Source organism: Henriciella mobilis, from assembly GCF_003576285.1.
Lineage (GTDB): Bacteria > Pseudomonadota > Alphaproteobacteria > Caulobacterales > Hyphomonadaceae > Henriciella > Henriciella mobilis.
Genome location: NZ_QWFX01000006.1, coordinates 371,937 through 398,454, shown reverse-complemented (window position 1 = coordinate 398,454; position 26,518 = coordinate 371,937). Strand labels below are relative to the sequence as shown.

Annotated in this window: 29 protein-coding genes; 21 read left to right on the top strand and 8 right to left on the bottom strand. The window is 63.2% G+C overall.

Going from position 1 to position 26,518, the window contains the following annotated elements:
- Window positions 1–40: 40 nt before the first annotated feature.
- A complete protein-coding gene (locus D1223_RS06715) occupies window positions 41–1,033 on the bottom strand; it encodes an NADPH:quinone oxidoreductase family protein (protein ID WP_119375646.1) in 993 nt (330 codons plus the stop codon).
- A gap of 135 nt (window positions 1,034–1,168) precedes the next feature.
- Between D1223_RS06715 and D1223_RS06710 the strand changes: the two genes are divergently transcribed.
- Genes D1223_RS06710 through folK form a run of 6 tightly spaced genes read left to right on the top strand, consistent with a single transcriptional unit; the run spans window position 1,169 to window position 4,545 of the window.
- Window positions 1,169–2,041, top strand: coding sequence for an isoaspartyl peptidase/L-asparaginase family protein (locus tag D1223_RS06710; RefSeq protein WP_119375645.1), 873 nt, complete (start codon window positions 1,169–1,171; stop codon window positions 2,039–2,041).
- Window positions 2,038–2,364 carry a hypothetical protein gene (locus D1223_RS06705; RefSeq protein ID WP_119375644.1) on the top strand — a complete coding sequence of 109 codons (327 nt, stop codon included), beginning with the start codon at window positions 2,038–2,040 and terminating at the stop codon, window positions 2,362–2,364. Before D1223_RS06710 ends, D1223_RS06705 begins: the two co-directional genes overlap by 4 nt.
- A 5-nt stretch (window positions 2,365–2,369) precedes the next feature.
- The gene (locus D1223_RS06700; RefSeq protein WP_119376067.1) at window positions 2,370–2,855 is read left to right on the top strand and encodes an RNA methyltransferase; all 486 of its coding nucleotides are present in this window, start codon (window positions 2,370–2,372) and stop codon (window positions 2,853–2,855) included.
- 43 nt (window positions 2,856–2,898) lie between these two features.
- The gene (gene folP / locus D1223_RS06695) at window positions 2,899–3,693 is read left to right on the top strand and encodes a dihydropteroate synthase (protein WP_233353065.1); all 795 of its coding nucleotides are present in this window, start codon (window positions 2,899–2,901) and stop codon (window positions 3,691–3,693) included.
- Window positions 3,680–4,063, top strand: a complete 384-nt coding sequence (gene folB / locus D1223_RS06690; protein ID WP_119375642.1) for a dihydroneopterin aldolase — start codon at window positions 3,680–3,682, stop codon at window positions 4,061–4,063. Before folP ends, folB begins: the two co-directional genes overlap by 14 nt.
- Window positions 4,060–4,545, top strand: a complete 486-nt coding sequence (gene folK, locus D1223_RS06685; protein ID WP_119375641.1) for a 2-amino-4-hydroxy-6-hydroxymethyldihydropteridine diphosphokinase — start codon at window positions 4,060–4,062, stop codon at window positions 4,543–4,545. Before folB ends, folK begins: the two co-directional genes overlap by 4 nt.
- A 378-nt stretch (window positions 4,546–4,923) precedes the next feature.
- Here folK and D1223_RS06680 read toward each other — a convergent pair whose 3' ends face one another.
- Window positions 4,924–5,691, bottom strand: coding sequence for a LytTR family DNA-binding domain-containing protein (locus D1223_RS06680; protein WP_158588424.1), 768 nt, complete (start codon window positions 5,689–5,691; stop codon window positions 4,924–4,926).
- A gap of 165 nt (window positions 5,692–5,856) precedes the next feature.
- On the opposite strand from D1223_RS06680, the gene D1223_RS06675 reads away from it, so the two are divergent.
- The 9 genes from D1223_RS06675 (at window position 5,857) to odhB (ending at window position 16,707) form a co-directional block, all read left to right on the top strand.
- Complete coding sequence (locus D1223_RS06675; protein WP_119375639.1) at window positions 5,857–6,273, top strand: DUF2141 domain-containing protein; 417 nt, start codon at window positions 5,857–5,859, stop codon at window positions 6,271–6,273.
- Window positions 6,274–6,309: 36 nt separating this feature from the next.
- On the top strand, window positions 6,310–6,858 hold the full coding sequence (locus D1223_RS06670; protein WP_233353064.1) for a DUF2306 domain-containing protein: 549 nt from the start codon (window positions 6,310–6,312) through the stop codon (window positions 6,856–6,858).
- Window positions 6,859–6,933: 75 nt separating this feature from the next.
- On the top strand, window positions 6,934–8,130 hold the full coding sequence (locus tag D1223_RS06665; RefSeq protein ID WP_119375638.1) for an alkaline phosphatase D family protein: 1,197 nt from the start codon (window positions 6,934–6,936) through the stop codon (window positions 8,128–8,130).
- 51 nt (window positions 8,131–8,181) lie between these two features.
- The gene (locus D1223_RS06660; protein ID WP_119375637.1) at window positions 8,182–9,420 is read left to right on the top strand and encodes an MFS transporter; all 1,239 of its coding nucleotides are present in this window, start codon (window positions 8,182–8,184) and stop codon (window positions 9,418–9,420) included.
- Between the two features lie 127 nt (window positions 9,421–9,547).
- Window positions 9,548–10,741, top strand: a complete 1,194-nt coding sequence (sucC, locus tag D1223_RS06655; protein WP_119375636.1) for an ADP-forming succinate--CoA ligase subunit beta — start codon at window positions 9,548–9,550, stop codon at window positions 10,739–10,741.
- Window positions 10,742–10,833: 92 nt separating this feature from the next.
- Window positions 10,834–11,124, top strand: a complete 291-nt coding sequence (locus tag D1223_RS06650) for a hypothetical protein (RefSeq protein WP_119375635.1) — start codon at window positions 10,834–10,836, stop codon at window positions 11,122–11,124.
- A 12-nt stretch (window positions 11,125–11,136) separates the two neighbouring features.
- Window positions 11,137–12,039 (top strand): succinate--CoA ligase subunit alpha, encoded by a 903-nt coding sequence (sucD, locus tag D1223_RS06645; RefSeq protein ID WP_119375634.1) that lies wholly within the window; start codon window positions 11,137–11,139, stop codon window positions 12,037–12,039.
- A gap of 89 nt (window positions 12,040–12,128) precedes the next feature.
- On the top strand, window positions 12,129–15,137 hold the full coding sequence (locus D1223_RS06640) for a 2-oxoglutarate dehydrogenase E1 component (protein ID WP_119375633.1): 3,009 nt from the start codon (window positions 12,129–12,131) through the stop codon (window positions 15,135–15,137).
- 28 nt (window positions 15,138–15,165) lie between these two features.
- Window positions 15,166–16,707, top strand: a complete 1,542-nt coding sequence (odhB, locus tag D1223_RS06635; RefSeq protein WP_119376065.1) for a 2-oxoglutarate dehydrogenase complex dihydrolipoyllysine-residue succinyltransferase — start codon at window positions 15,166–15,168, stop codon at window positions 16,705–16,707.
- 90 nt (window positions 16,708–16,797) lie between these two features.
- Here odhB and D1223_RS06630 read toward each other — a convergent pair whose 3' ends face one another.
- Both D1223_RS06630 and D1223_RS06625 read right to left on the bottom strand, forming a co-directional pair.
- Window positions 16,798–17,334 carry a phosphoribosyltransferase gene (locus D1223_RS06630; RefSeq protein WP_233349464.1) on the bottom strand — a complete coding sequence of 179 codons (537 nt, stop codon included), beginning with the start codon at window positions 17,332–17,334 and terminating at the stop codon, window positions 16,798–16,800.
- On the bottom strand, window positions 17,331–18,044 hold the full coding sequence (locus tag D1223_RS06625) for an MJ0042-type zinc finger domain-containing protein (protein ID WP_119375632.1): 714 nt from the start codon (window positions 18,042–18,044) through the stop codon (window positions 17,331–17,333). Before D1223_RS06625 ends, D1223_RS06630 begins: the two co-directional genes overlap by 4 nt.
- Window positions 18,045–18,110: 66 nt before the next feature.
- Here D1223_RS06625 and ftsE point away from each other — a divergent pair, with 66 nt between their 5' ends.
- The 3 genes from ftsE to D1223_RS06610 are packed head-to-tail and all read left to right on the top strand — an operon-like array spanning window position 18,111 to window position 20,442.
- Window positions 18,111–18,824, top strand: a complete 714-nt coding sequence (ftsE, locus tag D1223_RS06620) for a cell division ATP-binding protein FtsE (protein ID WP_119375631.1) — start codon at window positions 18,111–18,113, stop codon at window positions 18,822–18,824.
- On the top strand, window positions 18,824–19,693 hold the full coding sequence (locus D1223_RS06615) for a cell division protein FtsX (protein WP_119375630.1): 870 nt from the start codon (window positions 18,824–18,826) through the stop codon (window positions 19,691–19,693). The genes ftsE and D1223_RS06615 overlap by 1 nt, the downstream gene beginning before the upstream one ends.
- Window positions 19,690–20,442, top strand: a complete 753-nt coding sequence (locus tag D1223_RS06610; RefSeq protein WP_119375629.1) for a lysophospholipid acyltransferase family protein — start codon at window positions 19,690–19,692, stop codon at window positions 20,440–20,442. The genes D1223_RS06615 and D1223_RS06610 overlap by 4 nt, the downstream gene beginning before the upstream one ends.
- A gap of 9 nt (window positions 20,443–20,451) precedes the next feature.
- Here D1223_RS06610 and D1223_RS06605 read toward each other — a convergent pair whose 3' ends face one another.
- On the bottom strand, window positions 20,452–21,045 hold the full coding sequence (locus D1223_RS06605; protein ID WP_119376063.1) for an HD domain-containing protein: 594 nt from the start codon (window positions 21,043–21,045) through the stop codon (window positions 20,452–20,454).
- A gap of 88 nt (window positions 21,046–21,133) precedes the next feature.
- Here D1223_RS06605 and D1223_RS06600 point away from each other — a divergent pair, with 88 nt between their 5' ends.
- Together D1223_RS06600 and D1223_RS06595 are read left to right on the top strand one after the other, a co-directional pair.
- Window positions 21,134–21,778, top strand: a complete 645-nt coding sequence (locus tag D1223_RS06600; protein WP_119376062.1) for a DNA-3-methyladenine glycosylase family protein — start codon at window positions 21,134–21,136, stop codon at window positions 21,776–21,778.
- A gap of 172 nt (window positions 21,779–21,950) precedes the next feature.
- Complete coding sequence (locus D1223_RS06595) at window positions 21,951–22,514, top strand: HNH endonuclease (RefSeq protein WP_119375628.1); 564 nt, start codon at window positions 21,951–21,953, stop codon at window positions 22,512–22,514.
- Window positions 22,515–22,584: 70 nt separating this feature from the next.
- On the opposite strand, the gene D1223_RS06590 is transcribed toward D1223_RS06595, so the two are convergent.
- The gene (locus tag D1223_RS06590; protein WP_119375627.1) at window positions 22,585–23,022 is read right to left on the bottom strand and encodes a hypothetical protein; all 438 of its coding nucleotides are present in this window, start codon (window positions 23,020–23,022) and stop codon (window positions 22,585–22,587) included.
- 205 nt (window positions 23,023–23,227) lie between these two features.
- Here D1223_RS06590 and pyk point away from each other — a divergent pair, with 205 nt between their 5' ends.
- On the top strand, window positions 23,228–24,634 hold the full coding sequence (gene pyk, locus D1223_RS06585; RefSeq protein WP_233349465.1) for a pyruvate kinase: 1,407 nt from the start codon (window positions 23,228–23,230) through the stop codon (window positions 24,632–24,634).
- Window positions 24,635–24,649: 15 nt separating this feature from the next.
- Here pyk and D1223_RS06580 read toward each other — a convergent pair whose 3' ends face one another.
- Both D1223_RS06580 and D1223_RS06575 read right to left on the bottom strand, forming a co-directional pair.
- The gene (locus D1223_RS06580) at window positions 24,650–25,141 is read right to left on the bottom strand and encodes an RNA pyrophosphohydrolase (RefSeq protein WP_119375625.1); all 492 of its coding nucleotides are present in this window, start codon (window positions 25,139–25,141) and stop codon (window positions 24,650–24,652) included.
- A 17-nt stretch (window positions 25,142–25,158) separates the two neighbouring features.
- Entirely contained in the window at window positions 25,159–26,460 is a 1,302-nt protein-coding gene (locus D1223_RS06575; RefSeq protein WP_119375624.1) for a divergent polysaccharide deacetylase family protein, read from the bottom strand.
- Window positions 26,461–26,518 lie beyond the last annotated feature (58 nt).

Sequence of the window (26,518 nt, the reverse complement as noted above, 5' to 3'; positions counted from 1 at the left end):
GAATCGCGACAAAGTGAAATTGATTTGGGTAAGTGGGTACCTAAACCGTCACGACCACCTTGCCCTTGGCCTTGCGTTCCATCAGTTCGGTGATGGCGTCGGGGGCCTTTTCGAGCGGGTAGGTGTTGGAGACGTGCGGCTTGATCTTGCCGGCCTCGTACATCGCGAAGAGTTCCTTGATGTTCTCTTCATTGGCCTTCGGATCGCGCGCCACAGCCGCGCCCCAGAAAACGCCGACAATGTTGCAGGACTTCAGCAGCGTCAGGTTCAGCGGCATCTTCGGAATACCGGCCGGGAACCCGATGACGAGGAAGCGGCCGTCCCAGTTCATTGCGCGCAGGGCCGGCTCGGCATAGTCGCCGCCCACCCCGTCATAGATGACATCTACGCCGCCGCCGCCAAGTTCCTTGATCTTGTCGGAGAAGGCTTTCTGCTGGTCCCGGTCGAGCGGGCCGCGCGGATAGACGATGCCATGGGCCGCGCCCTTTTCCTTGGCGAGGTCGACCTTGTCCTGGCTGGAGGCGGCCGCGATGACTTCCATGCCCATCGCCTTGCCGAGTTCGACAGCCGCAAGGCCCACGCCGCCGGCCGCGCCGAGAACGAGCAGCGTCTCGCCGGGCTTGCACTGACCGCGATCCTTCAGCGCGTAATAGGAGGTGCCGTAGGTCATCAGCAGGGCCGCGCCCTCCTCGAAGGACATGCTTTCCGGGAAGGGGCGCACGCGGTTCTGGTCGGTGACGACCTCCTCGGCCATGCCGCCCCAGCCGATCGAGCCCATCACCCGGTCGCCGACCTTGACCTTGGTCACCTTGTCGCCGACAGCCTTCACGATGCCGGAGATTTCCCCACCGGGTGAGAAGGGCCGCTCGGGCTTGAACTGGTACTTGTCCTGGATGATCAGCACGTCGGGATAGTTCACGCCGATCGCCTTTACATCGATGACGACATCGTCCGCGCCGGGGGTCGGGCTGGGCACATCTTCAAGCACGAGGCTATCGGGGCCGCCGGGGGTCTTGGATAGAAGGGCTTTCATGAGCGTGTTCCTCTTGCTGGTGTCTCTTGGCACTGTCGTGTGGGACTTGTATTTGACGGCGCAAACCTATCCATGGCACCGCGCGCTGTGAAGCATGACGCGGCGAAAACAATCGCGCTAGTACAAGGATGTAGAATGGCGAAGAACTGGGCGCTGGCATTGCATGGTGGGGCGGGGCCGCTTCGCAACCTCGACCATGCGCGCGCCGAGCGGCATATGGCCGGCCTGCTGCGCGAGGGCGAAACGCGCCTGGCGCGCGGCGAGGCGGCGCTGGAAGTGGTGCACCGGCTGGTCGAGGCGCTGGAAGCCTGCGGCCTGCACATTGCGGGCAAGGGCTCGTCACCGAATGCCATCGGCCAGTGGGAGCTGGATGCCGCGATCATGGACGGGCGCTCACGCAATGCCGGGGCGGTTGCCTCGCTGCGCGGCTACAAGAGCCCGATCACCGCAGCGCGACTGGTCATGGAAAAGACCCCGCACGTGCTGATCGTCGGCAAGGGTGCAGCCGCCATTGCGCGTGAGCACAAGCTGGAGCGCGTCCATAGCCCCAAGCAATACTACACGCCCGTCATCACGCGGCCGGTCAAGAAGGGCGAGCTGGCGCATGGCACGGTCGGCGCGGTGGCGCTTGACCAGCACGGACGGCTGGCGGCGGCCACCTCCACGGGCGGCCTGCTCGGCAAGACGCCGGGCCGGGTCGGCGACACGCCGATCATTGGCGCGGGCCTCTGGGCCGACGAGCGCGTTGCGGTGTGCTGTACCGGCCAGGGCGAGTACTTCCTGCGGACCAACGCCGCCGCTGACGTCTCCTCGCGTGTGCGCTATGCCCGTCAGGGGCTGAGCGAGGCGATTTCCGGATCGCTGGAAGACCTGAACCTGCTCGGCGGGGATGGCGGCATGATCGGCATCGACGTGCTCGGCCATGTCGAGGTCGTGTTCAATGCCGAGACGATGAAGCGCGGTGTGGTGACCAGTGCCGGGCGGTTTGAAGTGGCGACGATGCGATGAGCGGGCATGATGTGATCTTCTTCATCGCAGGGCTTCTGGTCGCATTCGTCTTTGCGCTGTGTGTGCAGATGCGGTTGCTGGCCGGGATCGCGCTGAAGCGGGCGGCGAAGGCGAAGTTTGATGGGCTGGACGAGCGCGACGCGCGGCTCGCCGTTGCGGGCGCTGTGGGCGGACTGGTCGATGACGGGCCGGCGAGCTATCTGGGAGAGACGTTTCCGATGGCGATCCGGCATATAAGGCTGGCGCGCAAGGGCACGGCGATCTTTGCGGTGCTGCTGATCGGCGTGATTGCCGCCTGGCGGTTTACGGGAGGCGCGGACTGATGGCGATGCGTGGTTATTTCGCAATCGGGGCGGAGGGGATTTCGAAGCCCATGAACCTCGGTGCGCTGATGCGCACGGCGAATGCCTTCGGGGCGAGCTTCGTCTTCTCGGTCGGCGCCGAGCCGAAGCTGAAAGTCGCCTACAAGGCCGACACATCGAAGACGTTCGAGAGCGTGCCCTATTATCAGTGGGATGCGATCTCCGACATGGCGCTGCCCAAGGGCTGTCAGCTGGTCGGCATCGAGCTGACCGATGACGCGGTGGAGCTGCCGGAGTTCCGCCACCCCAAGGCGGCGGCCTATGTGCTGGGGCGCGAGCGGGGAGACCTCAGCCCGGAGATGCTCGCCAGGTGCGACCATGTCGTGAAGATCCCGACCAAGTTCTGCATCAATGTCAGCCTCGCCGGGGCGCTTGTCATGTATGACCGGGCGCTGTCCATGGGCAGTTTCCGCGACCGCCCCGTCATGCCCGGTGGGCCGAAGGAGGACTAGCGCCATCAGACGCGAAGACCGCATCCGCCTGAGAGACGAACTATTGGCCGAAGCCAAACGGCGGACGCTCATCATGGGCATCCTGAATGTGACGCCGGACAGCTTCTCCGATGGCGGGCAGCATGATGGCTTCGAGGAGGCGCTCGCCCATGCCTGCCTGATGGCGAGCGAGGGCGCTGACATCATCGATGTCGGCGGGGAATCGACCCGGCCGGGCGCTGAAAAGGTCAGCGAGGAAGAAGAGCTCGCCCGCACGATCCGGGTCATCGAAGCGATTGCCGGGGCAGACCGCGCGCCCGTCTCCATCGATACCTACAAGGCGGGTGTCGCGCGCGCAGCCTGCGAAGCGGGCGCGGTCATCGTCAATGATGTGACCGGCGCCTCGGATCCTGGCATCGTCCATGCGGCTGCAGAGGCCGGCGCCGCCTATGTGCTGACCTATCATCGCGGAGCAACGGATCCTGAGGTCAATGCGGCCAGGGACATGCTCACCTTCTTCGAGAAAGCCATCGCCCAATGCGAGGCCGACGGCCTGCCGCGCGATCATATCATCCTCGATCCGGGCGTCGGTTTTGCGAAGACCTATGAGCAGAACTTCCAGGTGCTCGGCGCGGTCGATGGCCTTGTGCGCACCGGTCTTCCGGTCCTCATCGGCGTGTCGCGCAAATCCTTTATCGGCAAGCTCTATGGCGCGGATGTCGGCGACCGGCTGACCGGCTCGCTGGCCGCCGGGCTCGACAGCGTGCGCCGGGGCGCCCATATGCTGCGCGTCCATGATGTCGCCCAGCACAGACAGGCGATCCAGATGTGGGAGGCAATCGAAAATGCGGCGCACTGAGCGGGTCTTTGTCGAAAATCTCGGCATTCACGGCTTTCACGGCCTTTTCAGCGAGGAAAAGACCCTCGGCCAGAAATTCTATGCCGACATCGAATGCCTGATCGCGCGGACCGAACCGCCATCGGATGCGATGAAGGATGCGGTCGATTACGGCAAGCTGTGTGACCTCGCTCATGACATTTCCGCCAGCGGACCGTTCAACCTGGTCGAGACGCTGGCCGAACGCATCGGCCATGGCGTGATGGAAAACTTCCCGCTGGTGAAAAGCGTGCGGGTACGCATCCGCAAGCCGAAGGCGCCGATCCGGCACTTCCTCGACAATGTCGGTGTCGAGATCACGCTGGAGCGGGATGCCCCCTCACCGGGATGAAGGAAGCCGCCCTCGCCTTCGGCTCCAATCTGGGCGACAGCCGCGCCATGATCGAGCGGGCCATCGCCGTGCTCGGCGAAATGGCGGCGGTTCGTGTAACGCGGGTTTCCAGCTTTTACCGAACGCCGCCCTGGGGCGTCGACGACCAGCCGGATTTCATCAATGCCTGCGCGCTGGTCGAGACGAGCTACTCGCCAGAAGCGCTGCTGGCGGCCTGCAAGGATCTCGAAAAGGCGCTTGGCCGCGAGGAGGCCACGCGCTGGGGCCCGCGCCTCATCGATGTGGACGTGCTCTGGATGGCGGGCGAGACGCGCGATACCGCCACCCTCTCCCTGCCGCATCCGCGCCTGACCGAGCGGGCCTTCGTCCTGGTGCCGCTGGCCGAGATCGGGCCGAACCTTGAGATCGGCGGTGCGCGCGTGCAGGCGCACCTTGCCCGTTTGAAAGCCGATGATCGCGATGCCGTGATTGCCTTGGAATAGAGGCACAGGCCAAGCGTTCGCCCGAAGGCGTTGCGCCTGACCTGATTGTCCTGAAAATTCCCCGGCCCGCCTACAGCGGAGCGCCGGGCCTAGCCGTTATAGATCGAACCTGCCGGTGCAAAGGCCATGATCATGGTCACTGCGGCGAGAAAGCCGAGGACGGCGAGACTGAAACCCTTTGCGAGGAGCTGTGTGATGTGCGTTGTCATTTTATTGTCGCTTCCTGCGTGTCTGAACCCTTCCGGGGGCCATTCTTGTTGCGGCCCTTCAGATAGGAACTTGTCCTGCAAGCAACATGCTCAGTTCGGAATAGGTTCCATGTCAGGCGAGAATGAGGCCGTTTCCGGGCAGTTAACAATAAGTAAATGACCGGATGCCTTACGGAGCAAGTCCGGCATCTTTGACCGCGCCCTGATAGGATCGTGAGACGGGAACATCTTCGCCCGACTTCAACTGAAGCAAGACTTTTGCGCCCTCCCGGCGTGCCGATTTGATCCCGCTTCGGGACACCCACCAGGACCGGTGGACACGCAGGCCGTCGACGCTCTCAAGCTCCCGTTCGGCGTCTGACAGCCGCATCAGGATGAGGTCGCTGCCAAGATTGGTGTGGACGCGCAGGTAATGGTCTTCCGAGGAGATCGCCCAGAGTTCGGCTGTGCGGAACTTCACCGGCATGCGCTCAAGGAAGGCAGCCATCGCGTCGCGATCGTTCACCCGGTGTGCGAAGTCCGGCCCGGCCATGTTGAAGGCCTTTGACAGCGTATAGCCGAGCAGGGTCATCGCGGTGGAAATCACCAGTACGTAGCCGTAGAGGATGAAGATCGGACCGGCTGTCACGCTGATATAGCCACCCGACACGTATTGCATGCCCAGCATGACCAGCGTGACGCCAGCGGCCGTGACCAGCGATGTGATGATGATCATCAGCCAGGCCGGCCCATTCGGCTTCAGCTTGTAATAGGCCCAGACAGTCGTCTCGCCGAAGATCGAGCCGGCAATGATCAGCAACCACCAGAAACCGAATATGACCCAGAGCGGCGCGTTCAGGCTGGTGCCGAATGGCCGCAGGAAAGCCAGGAACAGGGCAATGCCGCTCAGAATGGCGAGTTCGCGCAGCCGCTTCTTCCAGTCAATCGCGATACGCAAGCGGAACTCCCTTTTCCATTCACGCTTCGCGAATGACATTGACGTCATTTGGCGAAGGATTCCAGCCATTTGGCGCATTCCGGCTCGAAGCGTCCAGAGGGCCGCGCCAGTCTCTCCCTGTCGGCAGCGACCTGCCGCCTGTTCAACAGATCTAGGGAGATCCCCATGAAACGTATCGCGACTGTCCTCGGCCTTGCGGCCTGCCTCTCACCGGCCGCTTGGGGCGCCAGTCTTGAGCTGACCGTCACCAATGTCGAAACCGCCGATGGCGCGGTTCATGTGGCCGTGTTCGACAGCCAGAATGGCTGGAAGTCCAACAGCGCGGTCGAAGGTGCCGTCGTCGATGCCGCGACCGGCAGCGTCACGCTGACAATCGATGGCCTCGCGCCCGGCGAGATCGGCATCAAGCTCTATCACGATGTCGATGGCGACGGAGACCTCGACACGCGCAGCTTCGGCATACCGTCAGAGCCCTATGGCTTTTCCAATGACGCGCCGGTGCGTTTCGGCCCGCCCGGCTGGAAGAAGGCGAAGTTCACGCTCGGCGACGGCGCCAACACCCACACGATCAAGCTGCGCTAGGCCGCAGCCGCGCCACCCTCTTGCGGAGATAAAATCATGAGCCTCACAGACGTTTCCTCCCAACCCACGCTTAAATCCCGCCTTGGCCGGATATCAAAGAATACGTGGATGATCTCGATCGCGCTGGTGGTCTACGCCGTGCTGAGCATCGCGATCCTGATGCATTTCCAGGCGGTGCCGCGCTTCCGGATCGACCTGTCGCCACTGCTGCGCTCGGAGACGGCGGTCCAGATCCACGTGGCAGCCGCGGTAACGACGCTGCTGGTCGGCACGGTGCTGATGTTCGCGCCGAAGGGCTTCCGCCTGCACCGTACGCTCGGCTGGACCTGGGTCGTCGCCATGGCCGTAACGGCCGGCTCGTCCTTCTTCATCACCATGATCTTCGAGACCCATTTCAGCCCGATCCATGCGCTCTCGGCCTGGACGATGATCGGTCTGCCCATGGGCATCGCCGCCATCCGCCGGCGCGATGTCGCCAAGCACCGCAAGGAGATGACGGGCATGTTCGTCGGCGCGATGCTGATTGCCGGCCTGTTTTCGATGCTCCCCGGCCGGCTGATGTGGGAGGTTTTCTTTACCACCTGAGCCAGTTGGACCCTTTCGGACATCGGCGACGCCCGGCATAAAGGCCGGGCGTTGTCATTTTCGAGGGAGGCATTCATGGCGGTCAGGGCGGTAACGGGACTATTGGCGGGCGCACTGATGCTGTCGGCCTGTGTGACGCAGGAAGGCGGGTCCGTCCTGCCCAACATTTTCGAACCGGCCCCGAAATCCGCCGTCGAGGCGCTGAACCGCTATTATGATGATGTCCCCGCCTCAAGCCTGCCGCGCGCGCCGGAGGGCGTGGCGCTGCCGGGCGAGGATGCCGTCATCAGCCGCATTCTCGTGGCCTCCTGCAATGATGAGGAGCTGGAAAGCCCGACCCTGGCGCAGCTCGCCAGCGAAGAGGCCGACCTTTTCCTGATGATTGGCGACAACGTCTATGGCGACCGCGACGGGCGCGCCTATTCGGTCAATGAGCCGGAGCTGGACGAATTGCGCGAAAGCTTCGCGGAGCTGGCCACCCGCAAGGAATTCATCGCCGCACGCGAGAAATTCCCGATGATGGTGGCCTGGGACGACCATGACTATGGCGCCAATGATTCCGGCAAGAACTTTCCTTTCAAGGCTTTCGCCGAACGCATTCACGAGACCTTCTGGGGCCTCGACGGCGAGGATGTCGGTCAGTGGCCCGGCACCTATTATGCGCGCAGCTTCGGCCCCGAGGGTCAGCGCGTGCAGGTCATCGTGCTCGACACGCGCTTCTTCCGCTCCGACCTGACGCCGACCGACGAGTACGGTGCGCCCGGCAAGGAGCGCTACATCCCCACCCCAGCCGATGAGCCGCAGGACATGCTCGGCACCGAGCAGTGGACCTGGCTGGAAAACCGGCTGCAGGACCCGGCTGATATCCGCTTCATCGTCTCATCCATCCAGGTGATGCCGACCGTGCACGGCTGGGAGGCCTGGTCGACCATGCCGGTCGAGCGCCAGCGCTTGTTCGACCTGGTGAAGTCCACCGAGGCCGGCGGCGTCGTTTTCCTGTCCGGTGACCGACATAGCGGCTTCGTCTATGAAGAGCGCGGCGCGCTGCCCTATTCGGCCAATGAGCTGACAGCCTCCTCGCTGAACCTTTCCTTTGCAACCGAAAGCGATGAGCGCGATGCGCGCCAGATCGGCGCGGCCTTCCCGCCGGAGAATTATGGCGCCGTCGAGATCGACTGGGCCGGCAAGACCGTCTCGCTCATCCTCAAGGACGGCGACGGTGAAACGGCACGGCGCAACGACATTGCCTTTTCGGACATTGGGGTAGACTAGACCGCAGGAAAACCGGCGCCGATTCGCGCCGCGTAGCGTTGAGGAACGGCCATGGCTGACTATCGCAATGTCTGGGCGCTGATCGCGGCAGCGGCGTTCCTGCAGCTGGGCGGCGGCATCCTTGGCGTGGTGACCCCGCTTGGCCTGGAGACGCTGGGCGTCTCGCCGGGGCTGATCGGCGCGATCGCGGCGGGTCATGCGGTCGGCTTCATGGTCGGGGCCTGGTACTCCTCCACGGCCATTATCCTGTTCGGCAATATCCGCGTCTTCTCGGCGGCGGCTGCCGTCTGCGGGGCCAGTGTCCTCGCAATGCAGCTGGCGCTCGACCCGATCGGCTGGACCATTGTCCGCATTATCCAGGGCGCTGCGTTTGCCTGGATGTTTTCCTCCATCGAGTCCTGGCTTGGCGCGACGGTGTCGGCCAAGAGCCGGGGCAGTGTCAGCGGGTTCTACCACCTGATCGCCAAGGTCTCGCTCGTGCTCGGCCCGTTCTTCGTCGCCGGTCTCGCGCCCATCGATTTCCGGCCATACCTGTGGTGTGCGATCTTCCTGGTCCTGTCGCTGCTGCCGGTCTGCCTGACGCGCCGGGGCGAACCGCCGCCGCCTGGCACCGAAGCCTTCCGGCTGACGCGCCTGTTCAAGCTCGCGCCGGCTGCCGTGATTTCGGTGTTCCTGGCGGGTGTCATCAATAGCGGCACCATGGCCCTCCTGCCTATCTATGCTGGCGTCGCGTTGCCGGATGTGGCGGGCGGCGCGACCGGGGCAGCCGCCCTGGCAGCCGCTGCGGCGTGGATCGGCGGCCTGATCAGTCAGTGGCCGGCCGGACGTATATCGGACCATTTCGACCGTAGGGTCGTCATCGCTGCCATGGGCGCTATTGCAAGCCTCGCCGCCCTGGTGCTGGGCCTGATGCCGGGCCTGCCCTCGAACATCATTCTCGTCGCACTGGCGGTCTGGGGCGCCGGGTCGCTGTCCTTCTACGGCATCGGTGTCGCGCATGCGATCGACCGGGCCGAGGCGCCGCAGATTGCGCGCGTGATGGCGGGACTGCTCTTTGTCTGGGCCTTCGGCTCGGTGATCGGTCCGCCGCTGTCCGGTTTCGCCTTCAACCTGCCCTTTACGCAGGGAGGCCTCTTCCTGCTGGCCGCAATTCTGTCCGCCCTGCTGAGCTTTTCAATGCTGTGGCGACGGGCCTCACGCAAGGATGTGCCCCAGGAAGATCAGGAACCGTGGAATATTGCGCTTCCGTCCACCGCAGAAGTCGCCGAAATCGACCCGCGTACGGAATAAACGGAGGCTGGGTTCATCTAACGGACCCATTCGGTTGCACCAGCAGTTTGCGGTGATATAAGGCGACGAGTTTTACAGGGCCATCCGGGCCCGCAATGCCCATTGATCCAAGAGGCGATTTCCACTCATGAACATTCACGAATATCAGGCCAAAGCCGTCCTGAAATCCTATGGCGCGCCCGTTGCTGCCGGTGTGCCGGTCCTTTCGCTCGACGATGTCCAGAAGGCAGTCGATACGCTGCCGGGGCCGCTCTGGGTCGTCAAAAGCCAGATCCATGCAGGCGGACGCGGCAAGGGCAAGTTCGTGGAGGCTGAAGCCGGCGAAAAGGGCGGTGTCCGCCTCGCCTTCAACAAGGAAGACGTCTTCAAGTTCGCCGAGCAGATGCTGGGCAAGCACCTCGTCACCGCGCAGACCGGCCAGGACGGCAAGCAGGTCAACCGCCTCTATATTGAAGACGGCGCCGACATCGACCGCGAGCTTTATCTCTCCCTGCTGATCGACCGCGCGACCGGCAAGCCGGCCTTCGTCGCCTCGACCGAGGGTGGCATGGACATCGAGGAAGTCGCGCACGACACGCCGGAAAAGATCCTCACCCTGCCGATCGACCCGATGGCGGGCGTCACCGACAAGGACAGCGCCCAGCTCTGCGATGCGCTGAAGCTTGAAGGCTCGGCGCGCGAAGACGGCATGAAGCTCTTCCCGATCCTCTACAAGGCCTTCACCGAGAAGGACATGTCGATGCTGGAGATCAATCCGCTCATCGTCATGGAGGACGGCCATCTGCGCGTCCTCGACGCCAAGGTATCGTTCGACGGCAATGCCCTGTTCCGCCACCCGGACATCCAGGAGCTGCGCGACAAGACCGAGGAAGACGAGAAGGAAATCGAGGCCTCCGAATGGGACCTCGCCTACATCGCCCTCGACGGCACGATTGGCTGCATGGTCAACGGTGCGGGCCTGGCCATGGCGACCATGGACATCATCAAGCTCTACGGCGAAGAGCCGGCGAACTTCTGCGATGTCGGCGGCGGCGCCGGCAAGGAGAAGGTCGCAGCGGCCTTCAAGATCATCATGAAGGACCCGAATGTGAAGGGCATCCTGGTCAACATCTTCGGCGGCATCATGAAGTGTGACGTCATTGCCGAGGGTGTGATCGCCGCGGTGAAGGAAACCAACCTCGCCGTGCCGCTGGTTGTTCGCCTCGAAGGCACGAATGTCGATGAGGGCAAGGCCATCATCGCCAATTCCGGCCTCAACGTGATCCCCGCCGACGACCTCGACGATGCGGCGAAGAAGATCACCGAAGCGATCAAAGGGTAGAGTTTTTGCTACGAGACGCCCTCATCTTAAGTGCGTGTTTGCTCGGTGCTTTGGTCGCTGCTGAAAGCTCAGCGGAGGAGGGCCGTTCGCCAATGAGTTGCGAAACTGGCCCGCTGGAGCGGCAATTCGGAAACACCGACTGGATTGTCTATAGCTGTCAGGATGAGGTGTCGCTCGTGATCATTTCAGCCGAGGGAAACCCGGCAATGCCCTTCTACTTCATGTTCTTTCCGAAGGACGGGAAGTACCGCCTGCATGGCGAGGGCAATGGCGACAAGACCTATACCGAGGCAGCTTTTGAGGAACTCAAACAGCTCGGCTCGGCCGATATTCAGCAGCTTATCGTTTCAACGAAACAAGCGGCGCTTAGCGCCGAGGAATAGTCAGGAAATTCAATGTCCATCCTTATCGACTCATCCACTAAAGTCATCGTGCAGGGCCTGACCGGCAATACCGGCTCGTTCCACACCAACCAGGCACTTGAGTATTACGGCACCAAGATGGTCGCCGGTACGCACCCCAAGAAGGCCGGACAGAAATGGGTGTCCGACAAAGGCGTCGAGCTGCCGATCTACGCCAATGCCGGCGAGGCCAAGGAAGCCACCGGCGCCACGGCGTCGGTCATCTATGTGCCGCCGGTCGGCGCAGCCGCCGCCATCGAGGAAGCCATTGACGCGGAAATCCCGCTGATCGTCTGCATCACCGAAGGCGTCCCGGTTCTCGACATGGTGCGCGTGAAGGCCAAACTCGAAAAGTCGAAGTCGCGCCTCATCGGCCCGAACTGCCCGGGTGTGCTCACCCCGGAAGAGTGCAAGATCGGCATCATGCCGGGCAAGATCTTCCAGAAAGGCTCTGTGGGCGTCGTCTCGCGTTCCGGCACGCTGACCTATGAAGCCGTCTTCCAAACCTCGAATGTCGGCCTCGGCCAGACGACGGCGGTCGGCATTGGCGGTGACCCGGTCAACGGCACAAACTTCATCGACGTGCTGGAACTGTTCCTCGCCGATGACGCCACCGAATCGATCATCATGATCGGTGAGATTGGCGGCTCGGCTGAAGAGGAAGCTGCACAATTCCTGAAGGACGAGGCGAAGAAGGGCCGCAAGAAGCCGATGGTCGGCTTCATCGCTGGCCGCACGGCGCCTCCGGGCCGCACCATGGGCCATGCCGGTGCCATTGTTTCGGGCGGCAAGGGCGATGCCCCGTCCAAGATCGCAGCAATGGAAGAAGCCGGTATCAAGGTGTCACCGAGCCCTGCGCGCCTCGGCGATACCATGGTAGAGGTTCTTAAAGGTTAGTCCCGGACTATATCAGGTTCGGATGGCGGCCAGACGAGGCCCAAAAGACCCCGCCGGGCCGTCCACACAAGTAACAGGACGGTGTTGAGATGGCAGATGACGGATCACCGGTAACCGGAAAGCGCAGCGCGCGTAACAGCGCCATGCTTGATACGGCATTCCTTTATGGCGGCAGCGCGGTCTGGATCGAGAAGATGCAGGCCGCTTATGCCCGTGATCCCGGTTCGGTGCCGGAAAGCTGGCGGGATTTCTTCCGCGAGCTCGGCGATGGCGGCGATGCAGCCGAGCGCAATGCCGATGGCGCAAGCTGGAAGCGTGAGCGCTGGCCGGCCCCGGCCGATGCCGACCAGGTCGCAGCCTTTGACGGCAACTGGGCCGCGCTTGAGCCGAAGCTTCGCGACAAGATCAAGGCTGACAAGCCGGGCGCCACGGAGGCCGATCTCGAGATCGCGGTGAAGGATTCGATCCGTGCCGTGCAGATGATTCGCGCCTACCGTGTGCGCGGCCATCTGGCTGCCCAGCTCGACCCGCTGGCCATGGAGAACAAGGACACCCAGCCCGAGCTGGATCCGGCAAGCTATGGCTTCACTGCGGCCGATATGGACCGGCGCATCTTCATCGACGGCTATCTCGGCCTCGACTATGCGACCATCCCGGAAATGGTCGACATCCTGAAGCGGACCTATTGCTCGACCATCGGTGTCGAGTTCCAGCACATCTCCAACCCGGTCGAGAAGGCCTGGCTGCAGGAGCGGATCGAGGGCCCGGACAAGGGCGTCGCGTTCACGCCGGAAGGCAAGAAGGCGATCCTCGCCAAGCTGATCGAGGCGGAAACCTTCGAGCGCTTCCTCCACCGGCGCTATCCCGGCACCAAGCGCTTCGGCCTTGATGGCGGCGAAGCAGCCGTCCCGGCGCTGGAGCAGATCATCAAGCGCGGCGGTGCGCTCGGTGTGAACGAGATCGTCATCGGCATGCCGCACCGCGGACGCCTCAACATGCTGGCCGCCGTGATGGGCAAGCCGTATGAGAAGATCTTCCACGAATTCCAGGGCGGCTCAACGCAGGGCGCTGAAGGCTTCGGCTCGGGTGATGTGAAATACCACCTCGGCGCGTCCTCCGACCGCGCCTTCGACGGCAATGACGTCCACCTGACCATGAACGCCAACCCCTCGCACCTCGAGGCGGTGAATCCGGTCGTTCTCGGACGCGCGCGCGCCAAGCAGGCGATGGAAGCCGAAGAGACCGGCACGCTGGACCGTTCGCACAAGCTGCCATTGCTGCTGCACGGCGATGCGGCCTTTGCCGGGCAGGGCGTCGTGTCGGAATGCTTCGCGCTGTCGGGCCTGGCAGGCTATCGCACCGGCGGGACGATCCACTTTATCGTCAACAACCAGATCGGCTTCACGACGAGCCCGATGTATTCGCGCTCCTCGCCCTATCCCTCGGACGTTGCGCTGATGGTGCAGGCGCCGATCTTCCACGTGAATGGCGATGATCCCGAAGCGGTGACCTATGTCGCCAAGGTTGCGACCGAGTACCGGCAGAAATTCGGCAAGGACGTCGTCATCGACATGTTCTGCTACCGCCGGTTCGGCCACAATGAGGGTGACGAACCGATGTTCACCCAGCCGGTCATGTACACCAAGATCAAGGGCCATGAATCGACCCGCGAGATCTATGCCAAGCGCCTTGTTGAAGAGGGCCTGGTCACGGCTGACGAAGTCGAACAGCAGATCAAGGATTTCGAGGATTTCCTCGACAAGGCGTTCGAGGAAGGCAAGGGACTGAAGACCGAGAAGGCCGACTGGCTGGACGGTGAATGGTCCGGCCTCGGCCTGCCTGAGGATGACGAGCGCCGTGGCAAGACCGGCGTTGCGAAGAAGAAGCTCCAGGAAGTCGGTGAAAAGATCACCACGATCCCGGACAATGTCGATGTCCACAAGACGCTGCGCCGGGTGATCGATGCGCGCCGCGAGGCGATCACCTCCGGCAATGGCCTCGACTGGGCCACGGCCGAGCACCTGGCCTTCGCCACGCTGCTCGATGAGGGTTTCCCGGTTCGCCTGTCGGGCCAGGATTCCGGCCGCGGCACCTTCTCCCAGCGCCACAGCCACTTCGTCGACCAGCATAGCGGCGACCGCTACACGCCGTTGAACAATCTCGGACCGGACGCCGCGCACTATGAAGTGATCGACTCGCTCCTCTCCGAGGAGGCGGTGCTGGGCTATGAGTATGGGTATTCGCTGGCCGATCCGAACTGCCTTGTCCTCTGGGAGGCGCAGTTCGGCGACTTCGCGAATGGCGCGCAGGTCTTCTTCGACCAGTTCATCTCCTCGGCCGAGCGCAAATGGCTGCGGATGAGCGGCCTGGTCTGCCTGCTGCCGCATGGCTATGAGGGCCAGGGTCCGGAGCACTCGTCTGCCCGGCTCGAGCGGTTCCTGCAGATGTGTGCCGAAGACAATATGCAGGTGGTCAATCTCACGACGCCGGCGAACTATTTCCACGCCCTGCGCCGCCAGATCCACCGCGATTTCCGCAAGCCGCTGATCATCATGACGCCGAAATCGCTTTTGCGTCACAAGCTGGCAGTGTCCTCGCTGGACGACCTGAACACCAAATCCTCCTTCCACCGCGTTCTCTGGGACGATGCCGAGACGCCGGGCCGCGAGGGCAAGGTGAAACTCGTCAAGGATGAGAAGATCCGCCGCGTCGTGCTGTGTTCGGGCAAGGTCTATTACGACCTGTTCGAGGCGCGCGAGGAAAAGGGCACCGACGACATCTACCTGCTACGCGTCGAGCAATTCTACCCCGTGCCGCGCAAGTCGCTGATCCAGGAGCTGAAGCGGTTCAAGGGCGCCGAGATGGTCTGGTGCCAGGAAGAGCCGCGCAATATGGGCGGCTGGACGTTCATGCGCGATGAGATCGAGTGGACCAGCAATCAGGCCGGCTGCAAGCATCCGCGCCCGAAATATGCGGGCCGCCCGCCATCGGCGGCAACAGCGACCGGCCTGCTCGCCCAACATAACAAGGAAAAAGATGCTCTCATCGCTGCTGCGCTGGGTGACCAGCCGGTGGAAGACAGCATCGTCTCCGCCTGACCAGAACAAGATACGAAACGGACTAGACATGACTGACATTATCGTGCCGCAGCTCGGCGAAAGCGTCACCGAGGCGACCGTCGGCCAGTGGCTCAAAAAGGCAGGCGATTCGGTATCCAAGGACGAAGTCCTGGTCGAGCTTGAAACCGACAAGGTGTCTGTAGAGGTTGCCGCAACGGCAGACGGCACCCTGTCGGAAATCGTCGCCAAGGAAGGCGACACGGTCGAGATTGGCGCTGTCCTCGGCCGCCTTGGCAGCGGCAATGGCGCCGCAAAGTCCGCCAAGAGCGACGACAAGAAAAGCGAAGAGACCAAGGAAGAAGCGGCCAAGCCGAAAGCCGAACCGGCCAAGGCCTCTGGCGGTGGTGACCTGGTCGACGTGGCCGTGCCGGCCATGGGCGAAAGCGTGACCGAAGGCACGATCGGCGAGTTCCTGAAGAAGGTCGGCGACAGCGTCTCCAAGGATGAGACCATCGCCGAGATCGAGACCGACAAGGTCGCGCTTGAAGTCCCGGCCAGCGCCGATGGCACGATTGCCGAAATCCTCGTCAGCGCAGGCGACACCGTGTCGCCGGGCTCCGTCATTGCGCGGATCAGCGCCGGGGCGGGCGGTGCAGCTGCCGCATCCTCCGGGTCGAAGCCCGCCGCGGCTGCCGAATCGGCAAAGCCGGCACAGTCGACCGCCGATGACCGCCCGGTTTCCCCGTCCGTGCGCCGGATTTCATCCGAAGCCGGTGTCGATCCGCAGAACATCCCCGGCTCCGGCCGCGACGGCCGCGCGACCAAGGCCGATGCGCTGGAATTCGTGAACAAGGCGGCCCAGTCGGGCGGGTCCCAGCCGCAGCAGTCGAAAGCCCCGCGCGAGATTGGACCGCGCGAGGAGCGCGTGAAGATGACGCGCCTTCGCCAGACCATCGCCCGGCGCCTGAAAGAGGCGCAGGACACCGCCGCCATGCTGACCACATTCAACGATGTGGACATGTCTGCCGTGATGGACCTGCGCTCGCGCTACAAGGATGTCTTCCTCGAAAAGCACGGTGTGAAGCTCGGCTTCATGGGCTTTTTCGTGAAGGCCTGCGTCAATGCGCTGAAGGAAATCCCGGCGGTCAATGCCGAGATCGACGGCTCTGACATCATCTACAAGAACTTCTACGACATGGGCATCGCGGTCGGCACCGACAAAGGCCTTGTTGTGCCCGTCGTGCGCGACTGTGACGAGCTCTCGCTGGCCGGTGTCGAGAAGGCGATCGGCGAGCTTGGCAAGAAGGCCCGCGACGGCTCGCTCTCGATTGGCGACATGCAGGGCGGCACCTTCACCATCACCAATGGCGGCGTCTATGGCTCGCTGATGTCGACGCCGATCCTCAACCCGCCGCAATCGGGTGTGCTCGGGATGCACCGCATCGAGCAGCGTCCGGTAGCGATCAATGGCAAGGTCGAGATCCGCCCGATGATGTATCTCGCGCTCTCCTATGACCACCGGATCGTGGACGGCAAGGAAGCGGTGACCTTCCTGGTCCGCGTCAAGGAAGCGCTTGAAGATCCCGAGCGTATGGTGCTCGACGTCTAGGCGCTGTCAGACCAACGTCTTTGAAATGCGTCCCCTCGGCCCGGCCGTGGGGACGTTTTCTTTGCCGGTATCGAAAGTTTGCCGGGGCGCCTAGTCCAGCGCGCCGACATAGGGCAGGCCGCGATATAGCCCGGCATCGTCCATACCATAGCCGACAAGGAACCGGCCCGGCGCATCGAAGGCGTGGAAGTCGACATCGTCCTCGCCTTTGGGGGCCCATGGCTTGCGCGCCAGGGCAACCGTGATCACCTCGCGCGCGCCCTTCGTCATGAGGTGCGAGCGGGCAAAGGCGAGTGTGCGGCCGGTATCGAAGACATCGTCGATCAGGAGGACGCCGCGATCCTTGACGGGCCGGACAATATCAGCGCGCACCAGCACCCGGCCGGAGCTTTCCCGCTCGTCCCGATAGCTTTCCAGCCACAGCGCGTCGAGCATCGGATGGATATCGCGCCGGGCGAGCGCCTTCATCAGGTCGCTGGTGAACGGGGTGGCCCCGACCAGGATGTTGATCGCCGTCCAGTCACCCTGAAGGCGCGGCGCAAGCCGCTCGGCCAGGTCGTCCACCCGCGCCATCAATTCGTCTTCGGGCAGGACAACGTCGATTTTCGGCAGGGTCTTGGCAGTCAATCGTCCACTCCGGCTTGCAACTCGTCGTCTGAAGTCCCGGCGTCCGCCACAGACTGCGGGCCGCCGCTCGCTTCATCCTCTGTTGCGAACTGCAATTCAAGTTCGAATGCCTCGAAAGGCGGGTTTTCGACCCGGGTCGAGAAGCTGGCGGTGCGTCCGGCGGGGATCTGGCCCGGCGTGATCGGAGCAAAGGATTCGCCGATCATCGCGCCGTTCTCGTCCAGAAGCAGCACGCGCACAAAGGGCGCCCGGCGCTCGCGGCCCGACGTGTTCTCGACCTGGCCGGTGATTTCGAGGATCGGCGTCGTGCCGTCGAAATAGCGCTCGGCTTCGGTTTCGAGGAATTCCAGTCCGAACCGGTTCACGTCGAGGCCAATGGCCTTGAAGGTCGCCGCCGATTGCGGCCAAGCCTCCACGACCCGGTCGCGGAAGACGATACCGCCGGCCAGCGTTGCACCGAACAGGCTGCCAACAATCAGCCAGGCCATGACCGCGGCCGAGCGGCTGGCACGAAGGCGCCGCTGGCGGACTTTCTCACGATACGCCTCATGCGCCCCGGCAATCGGGCCCTTTTCGCCCTCGGCCTGTCCTTCCGGCCCGACAAACCATGAGTGATCGCAGGCAGCGCACTTCACCGTGCGGCCCGATTCACCAATTGTCGATTCATCGGCGAAATACTGTGTCTCGCAGTTCGGGCAGGTGAGGATCATGGCTTGGACATTCGCGCAATTCGCTGGAATAGTCGATTACAACCTTGCAGGATTGAAAGGTCGTTAATGAACCGTTTCAACCCGGATATGACCGGAGAGCCGGCGGTCGAACTCAATGCGGTGTCGCTTCGCTACGACACGGCGGACGAAGTGCTCAGTGACGTGAATATCCGCTTGCGGCCAGGCTCATTCACCTTCCTGACCGGTGCATCGGGGGCCGGCAAGTCCTCTCTGCTGAAGCTGATCTACCTTGCGCATGCGCCGACGCGCGGGGAAGTACGCCTGTTCGGCCAGTCCACCGGCATGCTGAAGCGCCGACAGCTGTCCGCGCTGCGGCGCCGGATCGGCGTTGTCTTTCAGGACTTCCGCCTGCTGGAGCACCTGACGAGTTTCGAGAATGTCGCCCTGCCGCTGCGCGTGCTCGGCCAGAAGCCGGAGCAGTACCGCGACGAGGTCGCCGACCTGTTGCGCTGGGTCGGCCTCGGGGAACGGATGCATGCGCTGCCGCAGTCCCTCTCTGGCGGGGAGCAGCAGCGCCTGTCGATTGCGCGGGCCCTGATCAACAAGCCCAACCTGCTGGTCGCCGACGAGCCGACCGGCAATGTCGACCCGGAAATGGGCAAACGCATCTTCCGCCTGTTCGTCGAACTTAACCGGCGTCTCAACACGACGGTCATCATTGCGACCCATGATCTCGGACTGATCCGGGAGTTTGAAGCCCCGGTCCTTCGCCTGCAGCATGGCCTTATCGTTCAAGACGTGGAACACCAGCCAGCCTGATGCCCAAGCCCACACCCCTCCTGCCGGAAAGCGATGCCCGGGAAGCGGCGCTGTTTTTTGTCGTGGCCGCGCTTTGCTTCCTGGCGGTGCTCGCCACGCTGACGGCTCGTGGGACCTATACGGCCGCGCGGGCCTGGTCGGCGCAGGTCGAGGGCGAGATGACGGTGCGCCTGAGCGACACTGACCGGCGCGGGGCCGAAGAAGCGGCGACTATCATTCGCGGGATGAGCGGGGTCCGCTCGGCCGACGTGCTCTCGCAGGAGGATCTGGAGCGGCTGCTGGAGCCGAGCTTCGGGCCGGGCGGCATCCCGGCCGGCGTGCCGATGCCCTTGCTGATCGCCGTCGAGACCGCGCCCAACAGCGTCACGACCGCGCTCGCCATCACCAATGCGCTGACGGCGCAGGGCTTCAACGCCGTCGCCGAATCGCACGCCGACTACGCCGCTGAAGCAAGGAGTGCCTTGGGCACACTCCGGGTCGCGGCCATCGGCATCGTCGTCCTGCTTACCGCCACCGCCATTGCAGTCATTGCCTTTGCAACCCATGCCGCCCTGCTGGCGCGTAAGGATATTGTCGACGTGCTGCACCTGGCGGGCGCGGAAGACCGGTTCATCGCCCAGCTCTTCGAGCGGCGGTTCTGGACGCTCGGCCTCAAGGCCGGCGCGGCCGGATCGGTGGCGGCGCTCGCGGCGACGGCCTTGATCATCTTCTCAGCCCAGAGCAGCGCTTCGCAGAACCAGCTCCTGCCGCAATTATCGCTCGATTTCTGGGATCTCGTCATTCTCGCCGTCACACCGATTGCTGCGGGACTCGCGGCGCGGCTGGCGGCTGGCGGAACGGTCAATCACGCGCTAAAGGCGGTGTTGTGAACACGCTCCGGTCTATTGTTTTCGTTGTCTGGCTGTATGCCGGTATGGCCGTAATCGGCATCGGCGCGCTGCCGACCATGCTGCTGCCGCGCCGGTTCGCCCTGGGTGCGATCGCCTTGTACGCGCAATATATTCGCGTCGGCCTGCGGATCATCTGCGGCATCCGTGTCGAGCTGCGCGGGCGGGAGAACATTCCGGACGGGCCGCTCCTCGTCGCCGGCAAGCACCAGTCCATGCTGGACGTCTTCATTCCCTTCATCCTGTTCTGTGACCCGGCCGTGATCATGAAGCGCGAACTGCTCTGGTACCCGGCGCTCGGCTGGTATGCGCTGAAGACACGGATGGTCGCAATTGACCGGGCGGGTACGTCGAAGACGCTGAAAATGATGCTGAAACAGGGCGAGGCCTGCGCCAAAGCCGGCCGCCAGCTGCTCATCTATCCGGAAGGTACGCGCACGAAGCCGGGCGATGCGCCGGACTACAAGTCGGCTGGCCTCACCGCGCTCTACAACCGTATGAATGTGCCCGTCCTGCCGCTTGCAACCAATTCAGGCCTCTGCTGGAAGGCGCGCGGCCTGACCCGGCGCCCGGGCCTCATCGTCTATGAAGCCCTGCCGCCGCTCGAAGCCGGTCTCGACCGCAAGACCATGTTCGCCCGTTTGCAGGATGAGCTTGAGGTGGCGTCTAACACGCTGATCGATGAGGGGCTGGCCGTTCAGGGGCGCACCCGGGACGACCTGGCTGGATAAGCCCGCCGTTCAGTCCTTGTTGCGCAGGTAGATCGAGTTCTTCGGCTTGGAAAAGACGCGCTCCACCATCGGTTCGAAGAATTCCAGCGGTTCGCTTTCATATTCCGGGTCAAAGGCGGCCTGGTCGTATTTGTGGCAGAACTCGGCGCAGCGCTGGTAATAGGGGTGGTCCTTGAACTGCTCGCGCATATTCTTGTCGAGGCCGAGATATTCGAAGAAGTAATAGCCCTGGAACACGCCATGATTGGCGACCATCCAGAGGTTTTCCTCCGAAACGAAGGGCTTCAGGATCGCGGCGGCGACGTCGGGATGGTTCATGCTGCCGAGCGTGTCGCCGATATCGTGCAGCAGGGCGCAGACGACATATTCTTCATCCCGGCCGTCGCGATGGGCGCGGGTTGCGGTCTGCAGCGAATGCTCCAGCCGATCGACCGGAAAGCCGCCAAAGTCGCCATCGAGCAGGCGCAGGTGGTCGAGGACGCGCTTGGCGAGCCCCTTGTTGAAGATGCGCGAGTGCTCCGCGATAATTTCCCAGTCTTCCTTCGTGCCTTCCAGCATTTCGCGAAACTGGGCGCGCCCGCCTGCTGCGTGTCCGTCAGCCATGGTTTCCTCCGGTTTATCTGTTCTGCCGGGCAGGATACCGTCTCTGGCAACTTGTTCAATCTCCATGACACGGGATCTGCCCTTCGACATGACCGGACCCAGCAGCGAGACCCTGATTGAAGCCTGCGAACACCTGTCTGCCCGCGATGCGGCGCTGGCGCGTGCTTTTGCTGACTATGGCGTGCCTGCATGGCGTACGGCAGAGCCTGCCTACGCCACCATTGCCCGCATGATTGCCTTCCAGCAGATCACGACCAAGGCCGCGCGGACCATCTGGGACCGGGTCGAAGCGCAGCTTGGCACGGTCTGCACCGAGGCTGTGCTCGGCGAGGATGAAGACGCCCTGCGCGCCTGCGGCCTGTCACGCCCGAAAATCCGGCATTTGCGCTCGATTGCAGAGGCCGTCGAAAGCGGCGCCCTCGACCTTGAACGGGTCCACGCCGCCGAAATGGACGAGGCGCGTGCTGAACTCGTTGCGGTGAAAGGGATCGGACCGTGGACGGCGGACTTGTTCCTGATGGCGTGCGGACGGCTGGATGCTTTTCCGGCGGGCGATGTCGGCCTGATGGAGGCCTATCGCCTGTTGCGTGACCACGATGAGCGCATGGAGTCGAAGGCCTTCACTACGCTGGCTGATTCGTGGCGGCCCTATCGCGGTGTCGCGGCGCACCTGCTCTGGGCGTGGATCAATGCCGAGCGGGCGAAGAATTATGCTGCTGACGGTGGTGGCTGATCCCAGCAGTGGCAACAGGTTCGGGGATTTATGCCCTCCAGCTCTAGCCAAAGTCCGAAACTGTCATAAACTCTTCGTCAGGAATCATTATTGATCCTTTCAAATCAATGGAGGTGCGTGTTCACTAGCCAGGTGCGAAAACCATTGAGCAGGACAATTGGAGGGCTGAGACATGCCTGAGGTCCTGACGAGCCCGCCCCAGGGCCGGCCAGCCCTTGTATTGAACGCGGACTACCGCCCACTCTCCTATTATCCGCTATCGCTCTGGCCCTGGCAGGACGTCGTAAAGGCCGTCTTCCTCGACCGGGTCGATATCATCGCTGAATACGATACGGTCGTGCGCTCCCCCAGTTTCGAGATGCGCCTGCCATCGGTCATCGCTCTGCGCGAATTTGTGCGCCAGGACCGTTCGCCAGCCTTCACACGGTTCAACGTCTTCCTGCGCGACGGCTTCCAGTGCGTCTATTGCGGCTCACGCGAGGAGCTGACCTTCGATCACGTCGTCCCGCGCTCCAAGGGCGGGCGTACGAGCTGGACCAATATCGCGACGGCCTGTTCGCCCTGTAACCTGAAGAAGGGCGGGCGGATGCTGTCGGAATCGGGCATGCACATCACGCGCAAACCGGTCCGGCCGTCGAATTACCAGCTGCAGGAGATCGGCCGGCGCTTCCCGCCCAACCACCTGCATGAGACCTGGATGGATTATCTCTATTGGGACGTCGAGCTGGAGCCGTAAGCCGCCCTGGGTCGTCGAAAAAAAGCCCCGCCGCCGGGAAGGCGCGGGGCTTTCGTCTGTCTGGCCGGTATTATTCGTAGGTCAGGTCACCTTTTGAGATTGTATCGATATCGGCGACGGCCTCAGGCCCAGCCTTCCGGATCTGCCCGATCTCATATTTGGTCAGTGCGTCAGGGATATCGCCTTCGATCCTTGCCGATGACCTGGCATCCATTCTGGCTTTGCCGTCGAGCGCGGCGCTCTGGCCGGTGCGGTCCTCTACGGTCACGCCAGCCTGATTTTGTGCGCGAGTATCAGCACCGGTCTTGCTGTCTGGCATGTTGTACTGGCCCGGATCGACCTTGATGTCCGCACTAACACCCGTGCGGGTTTCGGCGCCATCATTGGCAAAATCGGTTTCGATACTGGTGTCGGTATCGATTTCCGCCTCTCCGCCGACAACCTGCGCGGCAGCCGGTGTCATGGCAAAGGCGAGGGCGGTTGTTGCGCTCAGCAATGTCCGTTTCATGGCATGTCTCCTTATAGCTTTCTGCTCACTTGATTAACGGAGAGCTCGCCGCCGGTGTTCCGGTCGCCAACACGGGTTTCGGGACTGCGCTGCCAGATAGCCCGCCATGGCTGGGCTATCCGGACTGACAGAATTTATGGTAGCGCTCCCTTTTTAAACGCCGAGAATGCGGTTAGGTCTTTCGGAACAGCTGGAGGAGGCTCCCATGGCGTCAGGATTGCCGCGTCTTCGTGGACGAAATGCGAAGATCGTCGCCACGCTCGGACCCGGCAGCCGGGGCGCGCGAACCGTACAGCTCCTGGCTGAAGCGGGTGCGGATATTTTCCGGCTGAACTTCAGCCATGGCAGCCATGAAGACCATCGCCGCTCGCTTGAGGCGGTGCGCATGGCGGAAAAGGCCATCGGCCGCCCGCTTGCGGTGCTGGCGGACCTGCAGGGCCCGAAGGTCCGCGTCGGGGACTTTCCTGACGGCAAGCTGAAGCTGACATTTGGCGGCACCTACGCGCTCATTGCTGCGAGCGAGACAGACCAGCCGGAAACCATTCCGGTTCCCCACCCGGAAATTCTCGGCGCGCTGGACGTCGGCGACCGGATTCTCTGCAATGACGGCATGATCATCCTTGAGGTCATCAAGGCGGGGAAGCATCCGGTCGTGAAATCCGACCTGCCGGGAGAACTTGGCAATCGCAAGGGGTTCACCGTCCAGGGCAAGGCACTGCCTGTCTCCGCGCTGACGGAAAAGGACCGTGAGGATCTCGACTATGCGCTGGAGATTGGCGCCGACCTGATCGCGCTCAGCTTCGTGCAGTCCGTGGCCGACCTCAACGAGGCCCATGCGATCATACAGGGGCGCGCACCGCTCATCGCCAAGCTGGAAAAGCCGGCCGCTATTGCCGATCTTGATGCCGTCGTCGCGGCGGCCGATGGCGTGATGGTTGCGCGCGGCGATCTCGGCGTCGAGTTCCCCGCCGAAGAAGTGCCGATCATCCAGCGCCGTATCGTGCGAACCGCGCGCTCCAAGGGGAAGCCCGTCATCGTCGCGACCCAGATGCTGGAATCCATGATCGACAATGCCGCCCCGACGCGCGCGGAGACCGGCGACGTGGCTACCGCCGTTTATCAGGGCGTCGATGCTGTGATGCTGTCGGCGGAAACAGCGGTTGGGCGTCATCCGGCCACCGCCGTCGCCATCATGGGCAAGATCATCCAGGCGACCGAGCATGCCGAGGACTATCGCGACTCGCTTAAACAGTTCATGGGCGACCGGAGTGTGGAACTGACGGTGGACGTCATCGCACGGGCCGCCCAGTCGCTCGCCTATGCGGAAAAGGCAACAGCCCTCGCGCTACGGACCGGCTCGGCGCTCCGTCTTGCCCAGTTCTCCAAGCATCGCGGGCGGTACATGATCCTTTACGGGTCTGCCGATGAGGCACGCCTGCGCAAGGCGCAGCTGCTCTGGGGCGTGCATCCGATCCATGTCGCAAACATCGAGGCGGGCGACTGGCCCGTCACCCTCCTGAAGACCGCCGAACTGGACGGTTCGGTCGCCTATGCGGCCTGGAAGGGCGATGATGATGAAGCGGCCTGGGAGATGGGCGTGCGGCGCGGCTAGGCTGGCGCGGCTGCGCTAGGCAACATCCGTCCACTGGCGGAACCGCTCGGCAACGGCTTCATAGACCGGCCGCTTGAACGGGACGATCAGGCCGGGAGCTTCGTTCAACCGGGCCCAGCGCCAGGCGTCGAATTCCGGCGTGTGCTTGTCGAGGCGGATGTCGCTGTCGGAGCCCTTGAATCGCAGGGCGAACCATTTCTGGCGCTGGCCGATAAAAGGCCCCGGCATCCGCCGGCGGATTTCGGCCGGAAACTCATAATGCAGCCAGTCCTCGGTCTCTTCGAGAACATCGACGAGTTTTTCCGAAACGCCGATTTCTTCTTCCAGCTCGCGCAGCGCGGCGTCGGCCGGGTCTTCACCTTCGTCGATACCGCCTTGCGGCATCTGCCACTGGAAAGCCCCGCGTCCGTTGATACGGCGCCCAAGGAAAACATGACCGGCTGCCGAGAACAGCGCGAGTCCGACATTCGGGCGGTAGAGTTTCGGGTCGAGAGCGGTCTGTGTCACCTTAGATTAGGTAGCCCTTATCCGCCGGTTTGCCCACCCTGCGCTGTATCAATTCCAGCAGTGTCGATGACCGGGGTTTCGCTCTTGATCGTCCGTGTGGCCGCCGAGACCGGGGCGAGGGCGATACCCTTTTCGTCAAGACGTGCCGTCCAGGCTTTCAGGATGTCGATGGTGATGGGATAGGCAAAGCCGGTGCCGAGTGCGCTGCCGTCTTCCATGGCCAACGCTTCGAGTTCCAGCAGCTTGGTCTCGATGTCCTCGCCATCTGGGCGGGCATCGATGGGCGTATTGGCAGTGCGAAAGCGCAGGCCGGTTTCGCTCGCGGCGTCCGGGAAGGTTGAGCGCGACAGGCTGCCATCCTCGACGAAGGCAATGCCACGCGCTTTGAGCAGGCCGGCGAGTTGGGCGGTCGCTTCCGCTTCCGTCGCAAACTTGCTGCCCTGATAGTTGATGACGCCGAAATAGCCGGTCGCGCGGGACATCAGATAATTCAGATTGCTGGTCAGCTGGCTCTCGCTGTGGCTGCCGTAAAGCGTCTGCGGGTGCGGGCGTTCGCGTCCAAACTCGTAAGGCTCCATCGGCACTTCGAGTAGCACTTCATGGCCAGCGGCCCGGGCCTGGTCGATCCAGCCCTGCAGGTTGCGGGCGGTCGGTGCGAAGGACAGGGTGACCTCGGGCGGCAATTCCTCGATCGCCGACTGGGTGTGGCGCCAGTTGATGCCGAGGCCGCCGACCACGATTGAAACCGTGGGGCGGTTTTCAGGATTGGCGAATGGACGGGCGTAGGCGCCGGCCGGCGTGCGGCCATCGTCTGCGATTTTCGGCAGGTAGCCGAGCGAGGTGCGTTCCGTCACCGCTGAGATCGGTGCGCGGGACAAAGACTTCAGTTCGCGGGTTTCCTGCCAGGACCGCCCGGCGGAAACCGACACGCCGTTGATGCGGACGGTTTCGGCATCGCCGGCGCTGGCCGAAGCCTTCACCACAGGGGCGCTGTCACCGGAATAGGAAACGCCGAGACTCGGCCCTGATTCGTCGCCAGAATCATCCGACGTACCGTCGGTCTCGCTCGCGCTGGCCGTCACGATCGGGCGCATATCGCCGTCGCTCGATGCAAAGCGTGTCTTCAGCCGTGGCCGGTCTGGGCCGGCCGGTTCGAACAGGGCGATCTGGCGGGCCGGGCTCGCCTCGCTGGCGTCGCCAGTGACATGGATGATGCCGCCAACAGACAGGGCAAGCGCTGAAAACGCCAGGAAACTCAAAGCTGTGTGGGCGACTCCGCTGCGAAACGGCGACGGGTCCCTGGCCGCACGATTACTCATGAAACGCCTCTTGCAACTCGACAGAAATCTGACAGCGAACGTTCAGATTGCAGCCGAT

Coding starts and splice junctions, on each gene's coding strand:
- D1223_RS06715 (WP_119375646.1), bottom strand. CDS start 1,033: ATGAAAGCCCTTCTATCCAAGACCCCCGGCGGCCCCGATAGCCTCGTG.
- D1223_RS06710 (WP_119375645.1), top strand. CDS start 1,169: ATGGCGAAGAACTGGGCGCTGGCATTGCATGGTGGGGCGGGGCCGCTT.
- D1223_RS06705 (WP_119375644.1), top strand. CDS start 2,038: ATGAGCGGGCATGATGTGATCTTCTTCATCGCAGGGCTTCTGGTCGCA.
- D1223_RS06700 (WP_119376067.1), top strand. CDS start 2,370: ATGCGTGGTTATTTCGCAATCGGGGCGGAGGGGATTTCGAAGCCCATG.
- folB (WP_119375642.1), top strand. CDS start 3,680: ATGCGGCGCACTGAGCGGGTCTTTGTCGAAAATCTCGGCATTCACGGC.
- folK (WP_119375641.1), top strand. CDS start 4,060: ATGAAGGAAGCCGCCCTCGCCTTCGGCTCCAATCTGGGCGACAGCCGC.
- D1223_RS06675 (WP_119375639.1), top strand. CDS start 5,857: ATGAAACGTATCGCGACTGTCCTCGGCCTTGCGGCCTGCCTCTCACCG.
- D1223_RS06670 (WP_233353064.1), top strand. CDS start 6,310: ATGAGCCTCACAGACGTTTCCTCCCAACCCACGCTTAAATCCCGCCTT.
- D1223_RS06665 (WP_119375638.1), top strand. CDS start 6,934: ATGGCGGTCAGGGCGGTAACGGGACTATTGGCGGGCGCACTGATGCTG.
- D1223_RS06660 (WP_119375637.1), top strand. CDS start 8,182: ATGGCTGACTATCGCAATGTCTGGGCGCTGATCGCGGCAGCGGCGTTC.
- sucC (WP_119375636.1), top strand. CDS start 9,548: ATGAACATTCACGAATATCAGGCCAAAGCCGTCCTGAAATCCTATGGC.
- D1223_RS06650 (WP_119375635.1), top strand. CDS start 10,834: ATGAGTTGCGAAACTGGCCCGCTGGAGCGGCAATTCGGAAACACCGAC.
- sucD (WP_119375634.1), top strand. CDS start 11,137: ATGTCCATCCTTATCGACTCATCCACTAAAGTCATCGTGCAGGGCCTG.
- D1223_RS06640 (WP_119375633.1), top strand. CDS start 12,129: ATGGCAGATGACGGATCACCGGTAACCGGAAAGCGCAGCGCGCGTAAC.
- odhB (WP_119376065.1), top strand. CDS start 15,166: ATGACTGACATTATCGTGCCGCAGCTCGGCGAAAGCGTCACCGAGGCG.
- D1223_RS06625 (WP_119375632.1), bottom strand. CDS start 18,044: ATGATCCTCACCTGCCCGAACTGCGAGACACAGTATTTCGCCGATGAA.
- ftsE (WP_119375631.1), top strand. CDS start 18,111: ATGAACCGTTTCAACCCGGATATGACCGGAGAGCCGGCGGTCGAACTC.
- D1223_RS06615 (WP_119375630.1), top strand. CDS start 18,824: ATGCCCAAGCCCACACCCCTCCTGCCGGAAAGCGATGCCCGGGAAGCG.
- D1223_RS06605 (WP_119376063.1), bottom strand. CDS start 21,045: ATGGCTGACGGACACGCAGCAGGCGGGCGCGCCCAGTTTCGCGAAATG.
- D1223_RS06600 (WP_119376062.1), top strand. CDS start 21,134: ATGACCGGACCCAGCAGCGAGACCCTGATTGAAGCCTGCGAACACCTG.
- D1223_RS06595 (WP_119375628.1), top strand. CDS start 21,951: ATGCCTGAGGTCCTGACGAGCCCGCCCCAGGGCCGGCCAGCCCTTGTA.
- D1223_RS06590 (WP_119375627.1), bottom strand. CDS start 23,022: ATGAAACGGACATTGCTGAGCGCAACAACCGCCCTCGCCTTTGCCATG.
- pyk (WP_233349465.1), top strand. CDS start 23,228: ATGGCGTCAGGATTGCCGCGTCTTCGTGGACGAAATGCGAAGATCGTC.
- D1223_RS06575 (WP_119375624.1), bottom strand. CDS start 26,460: ATGAGTAATCGTGCGGCCAGGGACCCGTCGCCGTTTCGCAGCGGAGTC.